The sequence below is a fragment of the Shewanella woodyi ATCC 51908 genome, assembly GCF_000019525.1.
Classification (GTDB): domain Bacteria; phylum Pseudomonadota; class Gammaproteobacteria; order Enterobacterales; family Shewanellaceae; genus Shewanella; species Shewanella woodyi.
In genome coordinates, this window is sequence record NC_010506.1 from 1,666,301 (window position 1) to 1,685,114 (window position 18,814).

General features: G+C 42.0%; 18 protein-coding genes and 4 tRNA genes. 8 read left to right on the plus strand and 14 right to left on the minus strand.

Going from position 1 to position 18,814, the window contains the following annotated elements; all coding sequences use genetic code 11:
* The first annotated feature begins 78 nt into the window (after window positions 1–78).
* Window positions 79–1,386 carry an N-acetylglucosamine MFS transporter NagP gene (nagP, locus tag SWOO_RS06690; RefSeq protein ID WP_012323953.1) on the plus strand — a complete coding sequence of 436 codons (1,308 nt, stop codon included), beginning with the start codon at window positions 79–81 and terminating at the stop codon, window positions 1,384–1,386.
* 732 nt (window positions 1,387–2,118) lie between these two features.
* On the opposite strand, the gene SWOO_RS06695 is transcribed toward nagP, so the two are convergent.
* The 4 genes from SWOO_RS06695 to SWOO_RS06710 form a co-directional block, all read right to left on the minus strand.
* Window positions 2,119–2,194 (minus strand) — tRNA-Thr (locus tag SWOO_RS06695).
* A 120-nt stretch (window positions 2,195–2,314) separates the two neighbouring features.
* Window positions 2,315–2,390, minus strand: a tRNA-Phe gene (locus tag SWOO_RS06700).
* Window positions 2,391–3,138: 748 nt separating this feature from the next.
* Window positions 3,139–3,214: transfer RNA gene (locus tag SWOO_RS06705), tRNA-Thr, on the minus strand.
* A gap of 7 nt (window positions 3,215–3,221) precedes the next feature.
* Window positions 3,222–3,297, minus strand: a tRNA-Phe gene (locus SWOO_RS06710).
* A gap of 359 nt (window positions 3,298–3,656) precedes the next feature.
* Between SWOO_RS06710 and SWOO_RS06715 the strand changes: the two genes are divergently transcribed.
* Entirely contained in the window at window positions 3,657–4,208 is a 552-nt protein-coding gene (locus SWOO_RS06715; RefSeq protein ID WP_012323954.1) for a cytochrome b, read from the plus strand.
* A gap of 73 nt (window positions 4,209–4,281) precedes the next feature.
* Window positions 4,282–4,857, plus strand: a complete 576-nt coding sequence (locus tag SWOO_RS06720) for a YceI family protein (protein ID WP_012323955.1) — start codon at window positions 4,282–4,284, stop codon at window positions 4,855–4,857.
* A gap of 334 nt (window positions 4,858–5,191) precedes the next feature.
* On the opposite strand, the gene SWOO_RS06725 is transcribed toward SWOO_RS06720, so the two are convergent.
* Complete coding sequence (locus SWOO_RS06725) at window positions 5,192–5,470, minus strand: oxidative damage protection protein (RefSeq protein WP_012323956.1); 279 nt, start codon at window positions 5,468–5,470, stop codon at window positions 5,192–5,194.
* Between the two features lie 2 nt (window positions 5,471–5,472).
* Window positions 5,473–6,558, minus strand: coding sequence for an A/G-specific adenine glycosylase (gene mutY / locus SWOO_RS06730; protein ID WP_049774448.1), 1,086 nt, complete (start codon window positions 6,556–6,558; stop codon window positions 5,473–5,475).
* A 233-nt stretch (window positions 6,559–6,791) separates the two neighbouring features.
* Between mutY and trmB the strand changes: the two genes are divergently transcribed.
* From trmB to SWOO_RS06755, 5 genes are all read left to right on the plus strand, one after another.
* On the plus strand, window positions 6,792–7,508 hold the full coding sequence (gene trmB, locus SWOO_RS06735; protein WP_012323958.1) for a tRNA (guanosine(46)-N7)-methyltransferase TrmB: 717 nt from the start codon (window positions 6,792–6,794) through the stop codon (window positions 7,506–7,508).
* Window positions 7,509–7,561: 53 nt separating this feature from the next.
* Complete coding sequence (locus SWOO_RS06740) at window positions 7,562–7,885, plus strand: YggL family protein (protein WP_012323959.1); 324 nt, start codon at window positions 7,562–7,564, stop codon at window positions 7,883–7,885.
* Complete coding sequence (gene glsB, locus SWOO_RS06745; protein WP_012323960.1) at window positions 7,885–8,799, plus strand: glutaminase B; 915 nt, start codon at window positions 7,885–7,887, stop codon at window positions 8,797–8,799. Before SWOO_RS06740 ends, glsB begins: the two co-directional genes overlap by 1 nt.
* 228 nt (window positions 8,800–9,027) lie before the next feature.
* Complete coding sequence (locus SWOO_RS06750) at window positions 9,028–9,858, plus strand: YggN family protein (RefSeq protein WP_012323961.1); 831 nt, start codon at window positions 9,028–9,030, stop codon at window positions 9,856–9,858.
* 338 nt (window positions 9,859–10,196) lie between these two features.
* Window positions 10,197–11,138, plus strand: coding sequence for a LysR family transcriptional regulator (locus SWOO_RS06755; RefSeq protein ID WP_012323962.1), 942 nt, complete (start codon window positions 10,197–10,199; stop codon window positions 11,136–11,138).
* A 657-nt stretch (window positions 11,139–11,795) separates the two neighbouring features.
* On the opposite strand, the gene SWOO_RS06760 is transcribed toward SWOO_RS06755, so the two are convergent.
* From SWOO_RS06760 to SWOO_RS06795, 8 genes are all read right to left on the minus strand, one after another.
* The gene (locus SWOO_RS06760) at window positions 11,796–13,640 is read right to left on the minus strand and encodes a DUF885 domain-containing protein (protein WP_012323963.1); all 1,845 of its coding nucleotides are present in this window, start codon (window positions 13,638–13,640) and stop codon (window positions 11,796–11,798) included.
* Between the two features lie 160 nt (window positions 13,641–13,800).
* Window positions 13,801–14,937: a radical SAM family heme chaperone HemW gene (gene hemW, locus SWOO_RS06765; RefSeq protein WP_012323964.1), complete on the minus strand. Its 1,137-nt coding sequence runs from the start codon at window positions 14,935–14,937 to the stop codon at window positions 13,801–13,803.
* A gap of 88 nt (window positions 14,938–15,025) precedes the next feature.
* Window positions 15,026–15,628, minus strand: coding sequence for an RdgB/HAM1 family non-canonical purine NTP pyrophosphatase (gene rdgB, locus SWOO_RS06770; RefSeq protein ID WP_012323965.1), 603 nt, complete (start codon window positions 15,626–15,628; stop codon window positions 15,026–15,028).
* Window positions 15,629–15,757: 129 nt separating this feature from the next.
* Window positions 15,758–16,192 carry a DUF4426 domain-containing protein gene (locus SWOO_RS06775; RefSeq protein ID WP_012323966.1) on the minus strand — a complete coding sequence of 145 codons (435 nt, stop codon included), beginning with the start codon at window positions 16,190–16,192 and terminating at the stop codon, window positions 15,758–15,760.
* Between the two features lie 63 nt (window positions 16,193–16,255).
* On the minus strand, window positions 16,256–16,543 hold the full coding sequence (gene yggU / locus SWOO_RS06780) for a DUF167 family protein YggU (RefSeq protein ID WP_012323967.1): 288 nt from the start codon (window positions 16,541–16,543) through the stop codon (window positions 16,256–16,258).
* Window positions 16,543–17,091, minus strand: coding sequence for a YggT family protein (locus tag SWOO_RS06785; protein ID WP_012323968.1), 549 nt, complete (start codon window positions 17,089–17,091; stop codon window positions 16,543–16,545). Before SWOO_RS06785 ends, yggU begins: the two co-directional genes overlap by 1 nt.
* 57 nt (window positions 17,092–17,148) lie before the next feature.
* Entirely contained in the window at window positions 17,149–17,967 is an 819-nt protein-coding gene (proC, locus tag SWOO_RS06790; protein WP_012323969.1) for a pyrroline-5-carboxylate reductase, read from the minus strand.
* A 130-nt stretch (window positions 17,968–18,097) separates the two neighbouring features.
* Window positions 18,098–18,799: a YggS family pyridoxal phosphate-dependent enzyme gene (locus tag SWOO_RS06795; protein ID WP_041418012.1), complete on the minus strand. Its 702-nt coding sequence runs from the start codon at window positions 18,797–18,799 to the stop codon at window positions 18,098–18,100.
* Between the last annotated feature and the right edge of the window lie 15 nt (window positions 18,800–18,814).

Genomic DNA, 18,814 nt, shown 5'->3' on the forward strand with positions numbered 1-18,814 from the left:
TTTGACTACAGAACCTATAAAAAGTGATATCTCATTAGTTAGATATCAGAACTTAAAAATATTATAAGAAGTAGGCTTATGGAAATGACATTAAATAGTGACAATAAGCGCAGCAGTATTATCCCTATGACAATAGTGGCTGTGCTATTTTTCGTATTGGGATTCGCGACCTGGCTCAACGGCTCGCTGATGCCATACCTGAAACAGATCCTCCAGCTCACCCCACTTCAAGCCTCTCTTATCCTCTTCTCCTTTTACATTGCAGTGACGTTTACTGCGCTTCCATCTGCATGGTTGATTAGAAAAGTGGGTTATAAGAATGGCATGGCACTAGGCATGGGCGTCATGATGCTTGCGGGGTTGTTATTTATCCCAGCAGCTAAGACACAGATATTTGCTCTGTTTCTTTTTGCTCAGCTTGTGATGGGGGCGGGGCAGACGTTACTGCAAACTGCGGTTAACCCTTATGTTGTTCGAATTGGTCCTGAGGAGTCTGCCGCTGCACGTGTTAGTGTTATGGGGATTCTGAATAAAGGGGCCGGCGTTATTGCTCCTTTAGTATTCAGTGCGCTTATTCTTAATAGTTTTAAAGATAGAGTTGGCACTGAGTTAACATCTGCTCAGATCGATGAGATGGCTAATGGGCTAGTACTTCCCTATTTAGGCATGGCGTTATTTATCGGTTTATTGGCATTAGTGGTTAAGAAGTCACCCCTACCTGAGCTAACCGATGAAGATGAAGGCGAGCAAACAAATAACAAGGGACAGATTAAAGAGGCGCTCTCTCACCCTAACCTTGCTTTTGGTGTTGTAGCGCTATTCTTCTATGTGGCTGTAGAAGTTATCGCGGGTGATACCATAGGTACATTTGCGCTTTCATTAGGCATCGAAAGTTATGGTGTGATGACCTCATATACCATGATCTGTATGGTACTAGGTTACACCTTAGGTATTTTGACTATTCCGCGTTTTATCTCTCAACCAAAAGCGCTAATGATCTCAGCTATTTTAGGTCTCATTCTCACTATAGGCATCGTCTTCGGTGACAATGAGTCCTACGCAATCGCTAATACCTTATTAGTCCCTTTTGGTGGTGCTCAGCTGCCTGATACCTTGCTAATGATCGCTTTCTTAGGTTTAGCTAATGCAATCGTATGGCCTGCAGTGTGGCCACTTGCATTGTCAGGTATGGGTAAATTAACCAGTACTGGTTCGGCACTTCTGGTAATGGGTATTGCTGGTGGTGCGTTTGGTCCGCTATTTTGGGGATTAACTAGCTCAGTCTCATCGCTAGGACAACAGGGCGGGTATATGGTGATGCTGCCTTGTTACCTATTTATCCTGTTCTATGCGGTTAAAGGCTATAAGATGAAAAGCTGGAAGTAATTCTATTGCGCTAAAGTTTAAGAAGGAGCCTTTAAGGCTCCTTTTTTATTTCTCCGTATTGCTAAGAGCTGTAAAGCTCTTAGCAAGGACTTGTAGCCCATTTTGGACATTAGGTTTTTAACTCGATAGTTTCGGGTAGGCAGAGCTTATAATAGAGTCTATTAGTTGCTTTATGAACTGAGCTATTTGCTTGCTTTAAGAGTGGCTAAATCACTCTAGAACTCTTTATTAAGAGGAGATAAGCTCGTGCCGGCACCAAGAGTCGAAGTCCTTGATATAGTGACCTACTGATTATTCTTAGTTTCATACAAACTTTAGACATAAAAAAGCCACTAATTAAAGTGGCTTAATGCTCTTCACAAAGAAGAAGATGCCAGCACCAAAACTCGAAGTTCTTGATATAGTGACCTACTGATTGTCTTAGCTACATATAAATTCTAGATACAAAAAAGCCACTAATTAAAGTGGCTTGATGCTCTTCACAAAGAAGAAGATGGTGCTGGCATCAAGAGTCGAAGTTCTTGATATAGTGACCTGCTGATTATTCTTAGTTTCATACAAATTTTAGATACAAAAAAGCCACTCAAAGAGTGGCCTAATCGTATATGGTGCCGGCACCAAGAGTCGAAGTCCTTGATATAGTGACCTACTGATTGTCTTAGCTGCATATAAATTCTAGACACAAAAAAGCCACTAATAAAAGTGGCTTGATGCTCTTCACAAAGAAGAAGATGGTGCCGGCACCAAGAGTCGAACTCGGGACCTACTGATTACAAGTCAGTTGCTCTACCAACTGAGCTATGCCGGCTTATTTTTTCAAATGGAGAACTCGGGAGCAATCTATTTGATTACCAGTCATAACTCAAACAAGTGAGCTATGCCGGCTTATCTTTTTAACTGATTCTGTTTCTAATCAATTAATAAATATTGGTGCCCGAACCCGGAATCGAACCAGGGACACGAGGATTTTCAATCCTCTGCTCTACCGACTGAGCTATTCGGGCAACTAAACTAAGTGTTAGTCATCTACTCTAAACCAGATATTAACTTGGTTGTTAATGACCTGTGCCGTTTGGAGTGCGCGTATAATATAGCGATGCCCTAAGGCGTGCAAGTAGTTTTTAAACAAAGATGTTCAACTTGTCAAAAACTGTACTAAAAGTCCTACTTTGTATTAAACGTGAACATTTTATGATGCTTTAACAGGCGAAATAATAAAGAGGAGTAGGAGCAGTATTTTTACAATGTGGTGCCGGCATCAAGAGTCGAAGCTCATATGGGGGAGATCTACTGCTTCTCTTACAAAAAGTAAGTCAGTTGCTCTACCAATTGTGCTATGCCAGCTTAGAATAGAAATAAAAAAGCCCCGACATTTTCAGGGCTATTACTCTTCACAAAGAAGGTGGTGCCGGCACCAAGAGTCGAAGCTCCTGTTACTGCGACCTACTGATTGTTTTAGCTACATATAATTTCTAGACACAAAAAAGCCACTAATTAAAGTGGCTTGATGCTCTTCACAAAGAAGAAGGTGGTGCCGACACCAAGAGTCGAAGTCCTTGATATAGCGACCTATTGATTGTCTTAGCTATATATAAATTCTAGATACAAAAAAGCCACTCAAAGAGTGGCCTAATCGTATATGGTGCCGGCACCAAGAGTCGAAGTCCTTGATATAGTGACCTACTGATTATTCTTAGTTTCATACAAATTTTAGATACAAAAAAACCACTCAAAGAGTGGCCTAATCGTATATGGTGCCGGCACCAAGAGTCGAACTCGGGACCTACTGATTACAAGTCAGTTGCTCTACCAACTGAGCTATGCCGGCTAAATATTGGTGCCCGAACCCGGAATCGAACCAGGGACACGAGGATTTTCAATCCTCTGCTCTACCGACTGAGCTATTCGGGCAACTAAACTAAGTGTTAGTCATCTACTCTAAACCAGATATTAACTTAGTCGTTAATGATCTGTGCCGTTTGGAGTGCGCGTATAATATAGCGATGTTATTTCTCCTGCAACTGCTTTTTTGTAATTCAACTACTGTTCGGTTAGTTAGTGTTCAAGCTGGTTGAAAAGTCATACATCTGCTTAAAATTCCCGCTTATTTGGCGTTTTTACTGCTCTTTTTTCGTTATTTGGCATTACCTTTCTAAAAAGTAGGTGTTAAAGGTCAATTTTTCGAGGTTTTAGTTTTAAAAATAGAACGTATTATAGGCATAAAGTAAATTCGCTCTTAGCATCATGCTCTTTGTGTCAGGATATTTGTTATGTTTCGTAATACTGAAGCCTCCTACGGGCTAGCTTCTATTCTATTTCATTGGGTTTCAGCCCTAGCTGTTATCTCACTATTTGTTTTAGGTTATTGGATGGTCGATCTGACCTATTACAGCACCTGGTATAAAACAGCTCCCTATTTACATAAGAGTTTTGGACTCCTATTGCTGCTTTTAACCTTAATTAGGCTGGTTTGGAAAGTGGTTAATCCCAAACCTAAAGCCGATCCTAATCATAAAAGGTGGGAGCAAAAAGCTGGTCATATAGCCCATTTAGCAATCTACCTTTTACTTATCGTTATTATGTTTAGTGGTTATTTGATATCAACAGCCGATGCACGAGGGATCTGGGTGTTTGATTGGTTTGAAGTACCAGGCTTTGGCTCATTTATCGATGGGCAAGCAGATGTTGCAGGTCTAATTCATCAATATGCAGCTTATAGTTTGATGGGGTTAACATTAATACATGCCTTGGGGGCCATAAAGCACCATGTAATAGATAAAGACTCAACCTTATTAAGAATGATTAAGGTGATAAAGAGCTAATAAGAGCAAGATTAATGTCTGCATTTTTATGAATAATAATTTGAAAATTTTACTTACTTGAAGGATAGATACAATGAAAAAACATTTATTGGTGACGGCATTAACGGCTTCGCTTTTTCTTGGTAATGCAGCTCAAGCTGCAGATTATATTGTTGATACAGATGGTGCTCATGCATCGATACAATTTAGAGTTAGCCACCTAGGCTATAGCTATGTTGCAGGTCGATTTAATGATTTTAAAGGTGATTTTAGCTTTGATGCTAATAAAGTCGCCGATGCTAAAGTCAATATGGTGATTAATACTACGAGCATCGACTCTAACCATGCAGAGCGTGATAAGCATCTTCGTAGCGCTGACTTTTTAAACACTGCAAAATTCCCACAAGCGACATTCACCTCTACCTCAGTTGAAGATAAAGGTAATGGAGATTTTATTCTAAATGGTAACTTTACGTTAAACGGGGTCACTAAACCGCTTGCTATCTCTGCCACTACGGTTGGAGAGGGGCAAGATCCATGGGGCGGTTATCGTGTTGGTTTTACAGGGACTACTGAGTTTGCCCTCAAAGATTACGATATAAAGATGGACCTTGGTCCTGCATCGTCTCATGTTAAGCTAGATCTTGTTGTTGAAGGAATTAAGCAGTAGCAGCATATATGAACATCTATAAAGTCAAAAAGCGCTTATTAATACCAATCGGTATAAGAAGGTGATCTACTCAGAGTTTTTTTGGCAAGCTAATTCAAGGCGAATGAATGACAGAGTGGTTATTCCCTTGTGAGTTCATTCAACGCAGAAGTAGGCAGCCAAAAACACTCCTTACAGGCGAGTTTTAGCGGTTCTGATTCTGCGTTAACGAGCTTAAACGTAGAACAACTATGTTCCTCACTCGTTGCCTTGCCTCAGAAGCGCTAAACTCTCGCTGAGCGATCACATCTTTATACCGATTGGTATAAGGCGCTTTTGACTGATAAGATGTAGATTAATCATCATCTTTTTGAGGTACGTAACCCTCAATTTCAACGTCTTTACCTTCAAATAGAAAGTTCACCATTTGAGTCTCTAAAAAGCCTCTATCTTCAACATTCATCATGTTGAGTTTTTTCTCATTAATAAGCATGGTTTGTTTAGCTTGCCATAGGCCCCAGGCCTCTTTGCTGACGTTATCAAATATACGCTTACCAAGTGGGCCTGGATAGAGCTGGAAACCTAAACCTTCAGCCTCTTTTTTCAGATAGACGCAATTTACAGTGCGAGCCATGATTACTCCTTAATTAATACTGAACCTAAACCTGCCAAGATGCGCTCTGTTGCTGCAGCCAGACCAACTTTAGGTGGATTGGGTAAGTTATACCAGACTGATGGCTTATCTTCCATGATCTGGTTATCGCTCTGGTTATCAAGATTGACAACAACAGGCGTAATATCCAAATGAAAATGGCTGAATGTATGCCTAAACCCTAGTAGTAACTCCTCTTGTGAAACTTTAATACCTTTTATCTGTAAATATTGATCAAGCTCTTCACGACTTGAGAATTGAGGGAAGCACCATAAGCCCCCCCAAATACCCGCAGGTGGGCGTTTTTCGAGTATGACCTCTTCTCCTTTAGCTATGACTAGCATCCAGGCACTTTTTTCTGGGGTGACTTTTTTAGGTTTCTTGCCAGGAAACTCAGTTTGGCGACCTATAAGTTGAGCTTCACAGTCGATGGCTACAGGGCATTTATCGCAGCTAGGCTTTGAGCGAGTACAGATAGTTGCTCCCATATCCATCATAGCTTGATTGTATTTCTGCACATCTTGTTTTGGAGTTAAGCTGTCTGTTAATGACCAAAGCTGATTTTCAACGGCTTTTTGTCCTGGCCAACCTTGAATTGCATCATGGCGGGCGAGTACGCGCTTTACATTACCGTCGAGTATTGCATGATGTTGACCTAATGAGAGTGACAGTACTGCTCCTGCAGTTGAGCGACCTATACCTGGAAGGGCGAGTACATTATCAAAATTGGTTGGGAACTCCCCTTGGAACTCATCTCTTATGATCTGAGCCGACTTATGTAGGTTTCTGGCGCGAGCGTAATAACCTAGACCAGTCCAGTAGTGCAAGACCTCATCTTGAGGCGCATCCGCAAGCGCGCCAATACTTGGAAATCTCTCCATAAATTTTAGGTAATAGGGGATAACAGTACTTACTTGGGTTTGCTGCAGCATGATCTCGGAAACCCAGACTTTATAAGGTGTCTTCTCTAATTGCCAAGGAAGGTGCTTTCTGCCGAACTTGTCATACCAAGTGATGATCCGTGATGAGAAAGTGTCAGGGTTTGCTTCGATAGGTTCAGTCACTGGCATATTAAGGGGCATATATATTAGAAGAGTTTTTTGTAAGCGCAGTCTATCTATCCTAGTCTCCATAGACAAGTGGTGTTTGCTCTTCAAAAGCTGGAGATTCGCACTGCTGGAGAAAATTGGTATACTTCACCGATTAATTCCCAAGGTATTTGGGGGATAGGGCTTGCACTGTTTGTTGAACTTTGGATAATGCCCTACTTTTCTATTTTATCATGCCAAGATCGAGGGCAACAATGAGCGATGTAACAACGGCCGAGTTTAATGAAGAAGGTAAGTACCTTCGCAAAGTGAGAAGCTTTGTATTAAGAGAGGGTCGCTTAACTAAAGGCCAAGCTACAGCTATGGAGGAGCAATGGCCGTTAATGGGTCTTGATTACTCCCCTGAGCCACTGGATCTGGCAGAAATTTTTGGGCGCGAAGCCGACACTGTATTAGAGATAGGTTTTGGCATGGGCGCATCGCTTGTTGAGATGGCTAAAGCATCACCAGAGCTTAACTTTATCGGCATAGAAGTGCATAAACCAGGTGTTGGAGCTTGTTTGAGCGTTGCAGCTGAAGCTGGTGTGACTAATTTACGTGTATTTCACCACGACGCCATAGAAGTGTTAGAGAACAGTATTGTTCCTAGTTCACTTGCTCGCGTGCAGTTGTTCTTCCCAGACCCTTGGCACAAGAAGCGTCATCATAAGCGCCGTATTGTTCAGCCTGAGTTTGCTCAGACTATACGCAACTCTTTAAAGCTTGGTGGTGTGTTCCATCTGGCAACTGATTGGGAAAATTATAGCGAGCATATGTTGGAAGTGATGAATGCAGCCCCCGGTTATAAAAATCAATCGACAACCGGTGATGTTGTTGAGAGACCCGATCACCGCCCACTAACTAAGTTTGAGGCCCGCGGTCACAGATTAGGTCACGGTGTGTGGGATATTATGTTTGAGCGTATAGATTAAATCACTCTGATTTTTCTTAGTAAAAAGTATTTTAATTTAAGGTGGGAATGACTATGGCAACACGTAGCCGTCGTTTACGTAAGAAATTACGCGTTGATGAGTTTCAAGAGTTTGGTTTTGATATCAACTGGACCTTTAATGACTCAGTATCTGAAGAGCAGATTGATAATTTAGTTGATCAATTTATTGATGAGGTTATCGAGCCACGTAAATTAGGTTTCCATGGCGGTGGCCATAAAGAGTGGGAAGGTATTATTGCGACTCAAGAGCTTGGTAAGTGCTCTGAGGAAGATCGCACAGCGGTTAGCGACTTCTGGAAAGGCAAAGAGGTGTCAGATCTAGTTGTCAGCGAGCTATACGATATCTGGTGGGGTTAATGCCTGAGCAGGCATTACTGGAACAGGTGGTCGATAAAGTTCGGCCACTTTTAGGTCAGGGGAAGGTTGCAGATTATATTCCCGCACTGGCAAGCGTTAATCCTAAAAAACTCGGGATCGCTGTCACCACAATAGATGGTACAACTATAGGGGCGGGGGATTACCTTGAGCCTTTCTCGATTCAGAGTATCTCAAAAGTATTTAGCCTTACCTTAGCTCTCACTCTTTATGAGGAGCACGAGATCTGGTCAAGGGTTGGAAAAGAACCCTCTGGTCAGTCATTTAATTCGTTAGTCCAGGTAGAGTTGGAGAGGGGAGTCCCAAGAAACCCCTTTATCAATGCTGGTGCATTAATCATCGCGGATCTTATTCAGTCTAGGCTAGGTGCTCCTAAGCATAGAATGCTTGAAATTGTGCGGGAGTTAAGTGGTAACCCCAGCATCCTCTATGACAAAGTTGTTGCGGCTTCTGAGTATGAGCACAGTGCTCGAAATGCTGCCATCGCTTATCTGATGAAATCATTTGGTAATTTCAACAACGATGTGGATACCGTTCTTCATAGTTACTTTCACTATTGTGCAATGCGAATGAACTGTGCAGATCTTTCAAAAGCCATGTTGTACCTCGCTAATAGAGGTAAGAGTTTGAGTGGTCAGCAACTGATCTCACCAGTGCAGACTCGGCAGATGAATGCGCTACTGGCAACCTCAGGCCTTTATGATGGGGCTGGTGAGTTTGCTTACCGTGTAGGTATGCCAGGCAAGAGTGGTGTTGGCGGTGGCATTATTGCTGTGATCCCAGGTGATATGTCTGTGTGTGTTTGGTCACCTGAGCTTGATCTTAATGGTAACTCATTGGCGGGAACCGCTGCATTGGAAGAGTTTTGTCAACGATTAGGACGTTCAATCTTTTAACGTTTGCCTATCTGCATCAGAAGTTAGTGAATTTGCCAACTACTGGTCTTATTCACTAATTCATTTTCTCTAATTACTTCTTATTTTTAGTAAGTTGTTGTTTACAAGTTACTTTAATTGTTGGCACAGCTTGTGCTTTATATCTCTTATACAAGATTTTATGAGATCTGCTTTTAAACAAAAAGCGTATCAAGAGAATAAATAACAGTTAATTTAAGGATAAATTCAATGAGAAAACTTGCAACTTTACTAGGGATCACCGCAGCTATATTTGCGACTACCATGACCTCAGTTCAGGCCCATGAAGATCATAAGTCTAACTCCTATTCAGATCATAACAGTGAGTGTGAAGTGACACTTAACTATGATGTTGCTGTTGAACCTAAAAAGCTGACAGTGACAGAGGGTTCGGCTGAAGTCTATCGAATAGAAATGGATCAACTGTTTGTTGAAGGTAAGCCTGTATCGCTTAATCGCTCGCAGAAAAAACTGCTAACTCAATACTCTGATGAAGTCTCCACCCAAGTGCCCGAAGTGATTGGTTTAGTTCATGATGCTGTTGGTATTGCTTCCTCAGCTGCCAGTATGGCACTAACACCGCTACTGGGTGATGCTGCTGGAGCTAAGCTTGATGAGATGATGGACGGACTCGAGGAAAGGATTGAGAAAGTGGCTTATCAAAATGGAGATAAGTTCTATCTTGGTGCGACTCATTCATCATTGGAAGATACATTTGGTGAAGAGTTTGAGCAAGAGCTAGAGCAACTGGTTAAGAACTCTATCGGCTCTATGATGGTAAATATAGGTAGTCAGATGCTTGCTGGTGATGGTGAATCATTTGAACAGAGCATGGAAGCGTTTGCCACTAAAATGGAAAATGTTGGTCAAGATATCGAGCTGCAAATGGAATCTCAAGCCCAAAGCTTAGAGGATAGAGCTGATAAAATGTGTGAACGTTTTCGATACTTAGTTGAGTTAGAGCAGAAGTTAAGAGCCGAAGTACCAGAACTTGCTAAATACCCTTTAATTGATGCGCCACAAAAAGAGCTACTTGAGTAACTCATAAAGGCACAACTTTACTCCTTGGACTCCCTGTTGCCCCCAATTTGCAACCACCCCGTATTTATATGAATACGGGGTTTTTTCGTTTGGGTATATGTCAGATTAAACAGGCTGAATAAAATAGCGATTAGAAAGCGCAAATCTTTGGTATACTGATGAAAATAATAAGAAGACTGACTAGGTCAACAGGACTATGTCATGTGTCTGACTCTACTTCAGTGTGCTTCAGTAATTTGAATTTTAGTTTAAAGTTAATTGATTTAATTAACCTTTTTCTATTTTTAAGTCTTATTGAAAGCATTAAATAGTGTCGTAAACACCTTAAGGCGATTTACATGTTAGAACTATTGGAACCAATCGCAATTTTCACTCATGTTGCTCGTGCTGGCAGTTTTAGTGCCGCAGCAAGAAAATTGGGGATCTCTAAATCTAAAGTGAGTACTCAAGTTGCAGATCTGGAACATAAGTTGGGTGTTCAGCTTATTCAACGAACAACTCGCAGTTTAAGTTTGACCGAAGCTGGTCAGTTACTCTATACCCAAGGTGAAGAGTTACTTAGGGATGCCGACCAAGCTGTTGCCAGCGTTCATAACCTCAATGATGCGACTCGTGGAGTGTTGAAAGTAGGGATCTCCCAGTCATTTGGCACTATGCATATTATCCCCGCTTTACCAGAGTTTATGACAACTCATCCTGAGCTCGAACTACAAGTTAGCTTATTAGATCATAAAGTTGATGTTGTCAGTGAAGGCTTAGATCTACTGCTTACTATGTCTGAACAGCTGCCTTTAGGCATGGTTGCTCGTCCTTTGATGAAATGCCAGTTCCTGCTAGTTGCTTCCCCTGATTATATTGAGAAACACGGTCAACCAGATCGTCCTGAGCAGTTAGTGGATCATAACTGTTTGGTGTATCAAGGCGAGTGGCATGAACATAGCGTATGGCAATTTAAGCAGGGTGATGATTACTGTGAAATAGGTGTTTCAGGCAACTTTAGAGTCGATAATGCTCCTGCGTTAAAGTCAGCGGCCGTGAGTGGCTTAGGGGTTGTCTATCTGGCAAGTTACCTGCTTGAAGATGAGATTGCTAAAGGGACCTTAGTTCCTCTTCTTGAAGATTGGCAATTAACACACCATCTTCCTCTGCAAGCTGTCTATCCAAGAAGAAAGCACCTAGCACCTAAAGTAAGTGCATTTATCGACTTTATTAAAGGTCATATTGGCTCGCCTCCATACTGGGATGCACCTTGTGCAGAGCTTTACGCTAAGCGAAAGTAAACGAGCACAATTAAACGTCAAAATAACGCCTTTAGGATAGCTCCTGAAGGCGTTTTTTATTGTCTAAAGAGCCTAGTGATAAGTTTCTGCTTTCTGTGGCTTAAACCAACAGAACACGGATATAAGTTATTCTGAAAATAGATATGGTTAGTGGTTAAAATGGAAACATTGTTCTAGATTGTGGACAGTTAAGTCGTTAGTGGTTCTATATGTTATTATTTTGTTTTAATACAGTGTGTTGTGTTTGCCTTTTTTGCTTGGGTAACTGCCACTTATTAAGGGGTTACTAATGTGATGGTTTTTTTATCTTGTACTTTGTTCTTAATTCAATACAATTGGTTTTATCGGTTCAGGATGATTTGACCCCTATATATTAACTAAGAATGACCCCTCTTATTTAATATATACAGATCCGCTTAATAGCAGTCCTGAATTGATGCTGACTGAGTTTGTAGAACTAAAACAATTGTCAGCCTTAAAACCATCATCCTAGTTTTGGTTTACCCCAGTTTATACTGGGGTATTTTTCTTCAAGGATCCTGTTTCTCTGTACCCTGCAATCTCACTATTCACTAGTATAAGTGAAAGTTTGAACTTAACAGTAGAGACAAGAAAGCCACATTAATTGTGGCTTTTTTATTTAGAGGATTGTATTGTCTAACCCCTCTTTTTCTCACTAACCCAGAGATCAACTTGATCTTCGAGAACATCTAAAGGAAGCGGACCGTTTTTTAACACTAAGGTATGAAACTCGCGGATATCGAACTTCTCCCCCAGTGATTGTTTAGCCTTTGCTCTTAGGTCGAGTATTTTCAACATTCCCACTTTATAGGCTGTGGCTTGTGAGGGCATGACAACATGACGCTCTACCATCTTCACCGCATCTGACTTTGCATTAGGGGTATTATTGACGTAGTAGTTAATAGACTCCTCACGGGTCCACTTTTTAGCATGTATGCCTGTATCTACGACTAAGCGACATGAGCGCCAAAGTTCCATCGCAAGGCGACCAAAATCTGAGTAGGGATCAGAGTAAAGCCCCATCTCTTTAGGGAAGAATTCACTGTAAAGTCCCCAGCCCTCAATATAGGCTGTATAACCACCAAACTTACGGAACTTAGGTATCCCCTCAAGCTCTTGTGCTATGGCTATCTGCATATGATGCCCTGGGGTTCCTTCATGGTAGGCTAGTGCTTCCATCTGGTATTTTGGCATAGCATCCATGTCATATAGGTTAGCGTAGTAGGTACCAGGGCGACTTCCATCGGGCGATGATTGATTGTAGAAGGCTTTTCCTGCTGACTTCTCTCTAAAGGCTTCCACTCGCTTAACTATCATGGGAGCTTTAGGTTTGACATTAAATACTTCATCAAGCCTAGATGACATGTTATCGATAAGCGCCGTGGCATCTTTTAGGTAAGCATCACGTCCCTCATCGGTTGCAGGGTAATAAAACTGTTTATCTTCACGCATAAATTTAAAGAAAGCCTGTAGATCGCCTTTAAAGCCAACTTTTTTCATGATCACACGCATCTCATTATGGATACGGACTACTTCATCTAGACCTAGCTGATGGATCTGATCTGCGGTTAAATCTGTGGTGGTCGTTCGAGCAAGTGCATTGTTGTAGAACTCTTCACCTTGAGGAAACTTCCAGACTCCATCACGAGTATCTGCCTGTGTCTCAAGCTGAGTAAGATAAGTGACAAGCTTCTTATATGCAGGTTGCACTTGAGAGATTAGAGCATGTTTAGCTTCTTTTAGTAATGTCTCTTTTTTGCTGTTATCAATCTCTAACCCATCGACTTTACGTTTTATATCTGCCCAGAGAGCACTGTCTTTACCAGAATCGAAAGGTGCACCTGTGATGATATTTTTACTATCAGAGAGTACATGTGGAAACACAAACTTAGGTGCGATAATTCCGTGCTGTGCACGAGCTTCTAAGGACTCTTCAAGCTGCTTAAGGTATTTAGGAATGCCGTTTAGGCGGCTGATATAGGCGTTAGCATCTTCGACAGTGCCGACTTGATGTTGGTTAATTAAAAATGAGGGTAGCATCGAGTGGCCACCATACATCTGATTGACTGGGTAGCTGTAATAGCGCCATCTATTATCCGCGACCTCGTTTTCCAGCCTCTGTTTGAGTAGGCCATAGCTTAGGCTGGTTTGATCATCGAGCTTACTGACATCTATCTGCTTAAGTTGTTTGAGATGTGCTTGGGTGAGGGCAAGCTCTTTAGCATCTGCGACTTCCCCTCTCTCATCCCATTTCCCGTAGTCTTTCTTTATGCCTAACTGTGTTTGAGAGATGGGGCTTGCCATCACATTGTCCATAAATATGGTTTCAAATAGCGCGTTGGCTTTCTCTGATTCGCTGATTATTACTACTGCGTTTTCAATGGATTGAGGCTCAGATGGGGGAGTGGAAGATACGCCGCATCCTCCGATAAGTGTTGTTAATGTTAAGGCTACTAAGCTTATTTTTGTTTTTATTGGCATGATGATTGAGTCTTATTTATTAGAATTTATGAAAATCAACTGCTAATCCTAAAGAAGCTAATCGTTAATGTTTTGATCTTAGTGTTAGAAAATGTTTCAAGAGGCTAATTTTAGTGTTTTAGCCCCTTGAATAGAAGGTGAACAAGCGAAAGCTTATCAATTAGCAGAACTGAGAAAGTAGCTCGTTTACAAATAGCTTTCCTCTGCTGGTCAATTCCCAGTATTCATCATTTTCAGTGAGAAGCTGTTTCTCTTTTGCGCGTTGAATACCAGAGGTTAATACCTCTCTTGATAGGCCTGTTCTCTGCTCAAATTCTCTCTTGGGGATGGGCGACATAAGTCTGAAACGATTCATTAAATACTCAAGAGCGCGATCTTCTTTCGCTACCTCAGTGGTTTCGAAATTGTAACTGTCGGTAGCAAGATAACCTTTAGGATGTTTAATCTTCACGGTTCGGATTATCTTGTTTTCATTGAGTATGGTGATTTTTCCGTGGGCTCCACAACCTATGCCTAAGTAGTCTCCAAACTGCCAGTAGTTAATATTATGGCGACATTGAAACCCCGGTTTTGCATAGGCGGATATCTCATACTGCTGATAGCCAAGTGCTGCAAGCTTTTTTTGCCCCTGTTCATATATCTCCCATAGCGCCTCATCATCAGGCAGTTGAGGTGGCCTTGAATGGAATAGGGTGTTCTGCTCTATCGTTAACTGATACCAAGAGAGGTGTGGGGGAGAGAGAGCCGCAGCTGTATCTATATCCGCCATCGCTTCAGCAAAGCTTTGATTGGGTAATCCATGCATCAGATCTAGATTAAAGCTCTTGTAACCAGCGCTTAGGGCTTTTTGAGCGGCGACTTTAGCTTCATCTTCATCATGGATCCTACCTAGTAGATTAAGTTTGTCACTGGAGAAGCTTTGCACCCCAATAGAGAGACGTGTAACACCTGCTTGGTAGTAAGCTTCAAAGTCATCGTGCTCTAAAGTGCCAGGGTTGGCCTCCATGGTGATCTCAATATCATCTTGAAATGGGATAACTTGAGATACATGGGTTAGCAATTTCTCTATTTGTGAAGCATGAAACAGCGAGGGCGTACCGCCTCCGATAAAGATCGAGTGTAGCTTTCGACCCTGAACATATTGCAAGTCATGGGCTAGATCACTGATGAGCGCGTCAACATACTCCTGCTGAGGGAGCTCACCATTTTGACCATGGGAGTTAAAGTCACAATAGGGGCATTTTTGAACGCACCATGGAATATGGATGTACAAGCTTAATGGAGGAAGGGTAAGCATTAGCGAATACCTCCAACACATAGAGCACTTTTGACTATACAAAGCCGAGGTATATGGATGTACAAGCTTAGTGGAGGAAGGGTAAGCATTAAGCGAGTAGCCCTTGTCTGCGCATTGCGTCGATTAAGAGTGTCATCGCTTTGCCTCTATGGCTTAAACGGTTCTTCTCTTCGCTGCTAAGTTCGGCAGCGCTGCAGCTATGCTCGTTTGGAATAAAGATGGGATCATACCCATGGCCATTATCCCCTTTAGCTTCGAAACTAATTTTCCCCTCCCAAGCTGCCTGGCAGATTATCGGAGTAGGATCTTTAGCATGGCGCATGTAGACCAAAATACACTGAAATCGAGCTGTACGCGCTTGGGGCTTATCTTTTAGGGCATCAAGTAATTTGATGTAGTTGTCAGTTTCACCTGCACCTTCGCCAGCGTAGCGAGCAGAGTAGATTCCTGGCGCTCCCTCTAACAGGTCGACCTCAAGCCCTGAGTCATCAGCAATCGCTGCCATGCCTGTCACTTGAGCCGCGTGGCGCGCCTTAATGATGGCGTTTTCTACGAAGGTCGTGCCAGTCTCCGGTACTTCGGCAACGTTAAACTGGCTCTGGGGAAATACTTCCACTCCATACTCAGAGAAGATCTCTGAAAACTCTTTTAATTTGCCTTTATTGCCACTGGCGAGTACGAACTTATCCATGGGTAACCTTGAACTGAAAGGGAGTAATTGGGCGCAATGATAACTAAGGAGGAGATGAAACGATAGTAGATATTAGGGGGGAGTTGAGGATGCTGGGACAGAAAGAAGACCCAGCATTAAATATCGATATTACTCTACATAGAACTTTTGTTTAAATTTCAGCTGAGTATTAAGCTTCTTTGCGTATTGTATCGCAATGTTGAAGTTGATCTCCTGATCATCACGATAGGGCACTTCGGCAATATAATAGATAGCTTCACCTTCACGGATCTCTCTGAATTTTAGGGTGATGCGTGCATCTAATAGATTGTTAGCAACACCTGAAATTTGGACTGGGACAGCAGGGTTACCCTCCTGGCTAGTGTCCAAAACTGAGATATTGATGATGCCGGTGTAACTACTGCGTTTAATTCCATAGGATTTAGCTATGCTAGGCGTCAGAAAAGTGCTGCTTAACGCGACATAGTGGATATCAAAATTGCCAATCTTCTGTTTTTGCTCTGCTGAAACATTGCCAACCAAAGCAAGGCTTAGAATTAGTGCTGATAATATGGCTTTTAACATGATTAGCCTCCTGTTGATCATTTTATAAGTATATACCGATACGTCTCTAAAGTACGATTAGAGTTAGAGCTGTGAACTTATATTTTCAGGTATGACTCTGGGAGATATAACCTTTACCTGTTTATGCCTTCCCTGCTCACCTTTAAGGATGTTGATATCTCCTTTAGGAACTTTAAATGCCTTTGAGAGGTATTTGATCAAGTGGGCATTTGCTTTGCCATCAACTGGCGGTGCTGTTATGGCTATCTTTAGCTCTTCACCGTGAACACCGACTATCTGATCTCGGCTAGCTTTAGGCTGGATATATAGGTTAAGCAGCAGATCATCCTGCTGCTTGATAACTGGTGCCATTAAACATTGGCCCAGAAGGGGACATATTGTGCTAGTAAGATGTTGATGAAGTTTAACAAAATCATCATGATTAATAGTGAGAGATCTAATCCACCCATTGGAGGAAGAATACGGCGAATAGGTGAAAGTAGTGGCTCAGTGAGTTGACCCATCACCATCTCTATTGGATTGTGGCCTTGGCTTACCCAACTTAGTATCGCTCTGATAATAAGCATCCAGAAAAGTAGCACACCAGCCTGTTTGAAGACAGATACCACTGCGATCAATAGTATCGTTGGGATATTGATTGCCGCTCCAGCGATTAGGCTTAAGACGACAAATTTTGCCGTTACAACCAGCAGGGCTAAGACAACTGATGCGGTATCGAAGGCACCAATGGAGGGAAGCACTCTGCGCATCGGGGCGACGATAGGATGAGTGGCCTTTACTATAAACTGACTAAATGGATTGTAGAAGTCGGCTTTGGCTAATTGAAGCCATATGCGCAAGATGACAACCATCAGGTAGAGGTCGAAAATGGTACTGACTAAAAAACTTAATGCATTCATCTGAATTCTCTATGTTGTAATTTCAATTTATATTGTTCGGTATTTGATGGTGAAAGTTTAATACTGTTTGGCCATCTCTTGGGCACGAGCGACACAGTCATCCATGGCTTGCTTAACGAGTCCTCTAATATTACCAGATTCAAAGGCATTTATGGCTTGAGCTGTTGTGCCTCCCTTAGAGGTGACATTTTCTCTTAATTGCGCGGTAGTCAGTTCTGGGTTTTGGATCACCATCTGTGCTGCGCCTAAAGCGGCCTGTTGAACCAGTAAGCGTGCTTTCGTCTCGTCTAAACCTGAATCTTTAGCTGCCGCTAACATCGACTCCATAAATAGGAAAAAATAAGCCGGAGAACTGCCTGCCAGAGCGATAACCTGATTGAGCTCCTCCTCTGTTTCTACCCAAAGAACTTCGCCACCGCTCTTCATTAACTGCTCACAGATAAGTTTCTGTTCTTGGGAGATATCCCCGTCGGCAAATAAGCCAGTCATTCCAACTCCTATCTGGGTCGGTGTATTAGGCATAGTGCGGATAAGTGTTATCTCTTGAGCAAAGTAATCTTTATATCTGTTAGCCGTTATCCCTGCTGCAATTGTGATGATAAGCTTTTGACTTAAATCGAGAACGCTAAGCTCTTCACATACAGCCTGCATAAAGTGGGGCTTAACACTTAAAATAATCACATCGGCATCTTTAGCAGCCGTTAGATTATCATGGGAGACCTTAATATTAAGATCGCGTTTCAGTGCATCTAATTTCTCAACGCTGGGATTGGTTGCATGGATCAATGATGATGTATAGCCACTTTTAACTAAACCACTTGCAATGCTGCGTGTCATATTGCCAGCACCGATAAAGCACAACTTTTTCTCAAGCATATCTCTTCTCTTTTTCAGCTAATGCTGATTAGTATAGGGACAAATCTATATTACATATATCTGGGCGATTACGGATAAAACAACTACTTTGGCTAAGTTTATAAAGTAGCTGATATCTTTGCCGCGAATATTAGTTACCGGATATATCACGTTCTCCAAAAATGGCACTTCCAATACGCACCATAGTTGAGCCGTGCTCAATAGCTTGTTCAAGGTCGTTACTCATTCCCATCGAGAGGGTATCAATATCAGGGTAAGTTGCTTGTAGATTTAAATAGAGTTCCTGTAGCTTTTTGAACTCAGCTTTTTGCAGTAAAACATCCTGAGTTGCTGTTGGAATAGCCATCAGTCCACGTAGTTTTAGCTTAGGTAACTTGCTGATGCTCGAAGCCAGTGAGTGGACCTCATCCACAGTAGCTCCAGATTTACTCGACTCTTGGCTGATGTTTACTTGAATGCAAACATTGAGAGGCTGCAGAGTGTCAGGTCTTTGCTCATTTAAACGTTGAGCAATTTTTTCTCGGCTTAGGGTATGCATCCAGTCGAATAGGCTGGCGACTATCTTAGATTTATTTGATTGAAGTGGGCCGATAAAATGCCAATGGATCTCAGGGCAGGAGGATTTCAATGCATTTACTTTCGCTTCCCCCTCCTGAACATAATTTTCGCCAAAATGTCTCTGCCCAGCTGTATAGGCGGCTATAATATCAGTATTAGGTTTGGTTTTACTCACTGCGAGTAGTTGAATTTCATCGGAATTTCTTGATGAAATTTGTGCCGCTTGTATGATTCGATGCTGGGCGTCAGCTAGTCTGTCTGCTATTGTTGTCATCATGTAATTATTTTG

Excerpts from the sequence above, each read along its gene's own strand:
- nagP (WP_012323953.1), top strand. The coding sequence starts at position 79 with ATGGAAATGACATTAAATAGTGACAATAAGCGCAGCAGTATTATCCCT.
- SWOO_RS06715 (WP_012323954.1), top strand. The coding sequence starts at position 3,657 with ATGTTTCGTAATACTGAAGCCTCCTACGGGCTAGCTTCTATTCTATTT.
- SWOO_RS06720 (WP_012323955.1), top strand. The coding sequence starts at position 4,282 with ATGAAAAAACATTTATTGGTGACGGCATTAACGGCTTCGCTTTTTCTT.
- SWOO_RS06725 (WP_012323956.1), bottom strand. The coding sequence starts at position 5,470 with ATGGCTCGCACTGTAAATTGCGTCTATCTGAAAAAAGAGGCTGAAGGT.
- mutY (WP_049774448.1), bottom strand. The coding sequence starts at position 6,558 with ATGCCAGTGACTGAACCTATCGAAGCAAACCCTGACACTTTCTCATCA.
- trmB (WP_012323958.1), top strand. The coding sequence starts at position 6,792 with ATGAGCGATGTAACAACGGCCGAGTTTAATGAAGAAGGTAAGTACCTT.
- SWOO_RS06740 (WP_012323959.1), top strand. The coding sequence starts at position 7,562 with ATGGCAACACGTAGCCGTCGTTTACGTAAGAAATTACGCGTTGATGAG.
- glsB (WP_012323960.1), top strand. The coding sequence starts at position 7,885 with ATGCCTGAGCAGGCATTACTGGAACAGGTGGTCGATAAAGTTCGGCCA.
- SWOO_RS06750 (WP_012323961.1), top strand. The coding sequence starts at position 9,028 with ATGAGAAAACTTGCAACTTTACTAGGGATCACCGCAGCTATATTTGCG.
- SWOO_RS06755 (WP_012323962.1), top strand. The coding sequence starts at position 10,197 with ATGTTAGAACTATTGGAACCAATCGCAATTTTCACTCATGTTGCTCGT.
- SWOO_RS06760 (WP_012323963.1), bottom strand. The coding sequence starts at position 13,640 with ATGCCAATAAAAACAAAAATAAGCTTAGTAGCCTTAACATTAACAACA.
- hemW (WP_012323964.1), bottom strand. The coding sequence starts at position 14,937 with ATGCTTACCCTTCCTCCATTAAGCTTGTACATCCATATTCCATGGTGC.
- rdgB (WP_012323965.1), bottom strand. The coding sequence starts at position 15,628 with ATGGATAAGTTCGTACTCGCCAGTGGCAATAAAGGCAAATTAAAAGAG.
- SWOO_RS06775 (WP_012323966.1), bottom strand. The coding sequence starts at position 16,192 with ATGTTAAAAGCCATATTATCAGCACTAATTCTAAGCCTTGCTTTGGTT.
- yggU (WP_012323967.1), bottom strand. The coding sequence starts at position 16,543 with ATGGCACCAGTTATCAAGCAGCAGGATGATCTGCTGCTTAACCTATAT.
- SWOO_RS06785 (WP_012323968.1), bottom strand. The coding sequence starts at position 17,091 with ATGAATGCATTAAGTTTTTTAGTCAGTACCATTTTCGACCTCTACCTG.
- proC (WP_012323969.1), bottom strand. The coding sequence starts at position 17,967 with ATGCTTGAGAAAAAGTTGTGCTTTATCGGTGCTGGCAATATGACACGC.
- SWOO_RS06795 (WP_041418012.1), bottom strand. The coding sequence starts at position 18,799 with ATGACAACAATAGCAGACAGACTAGCTGACGCCCAGCATCGAATCATA.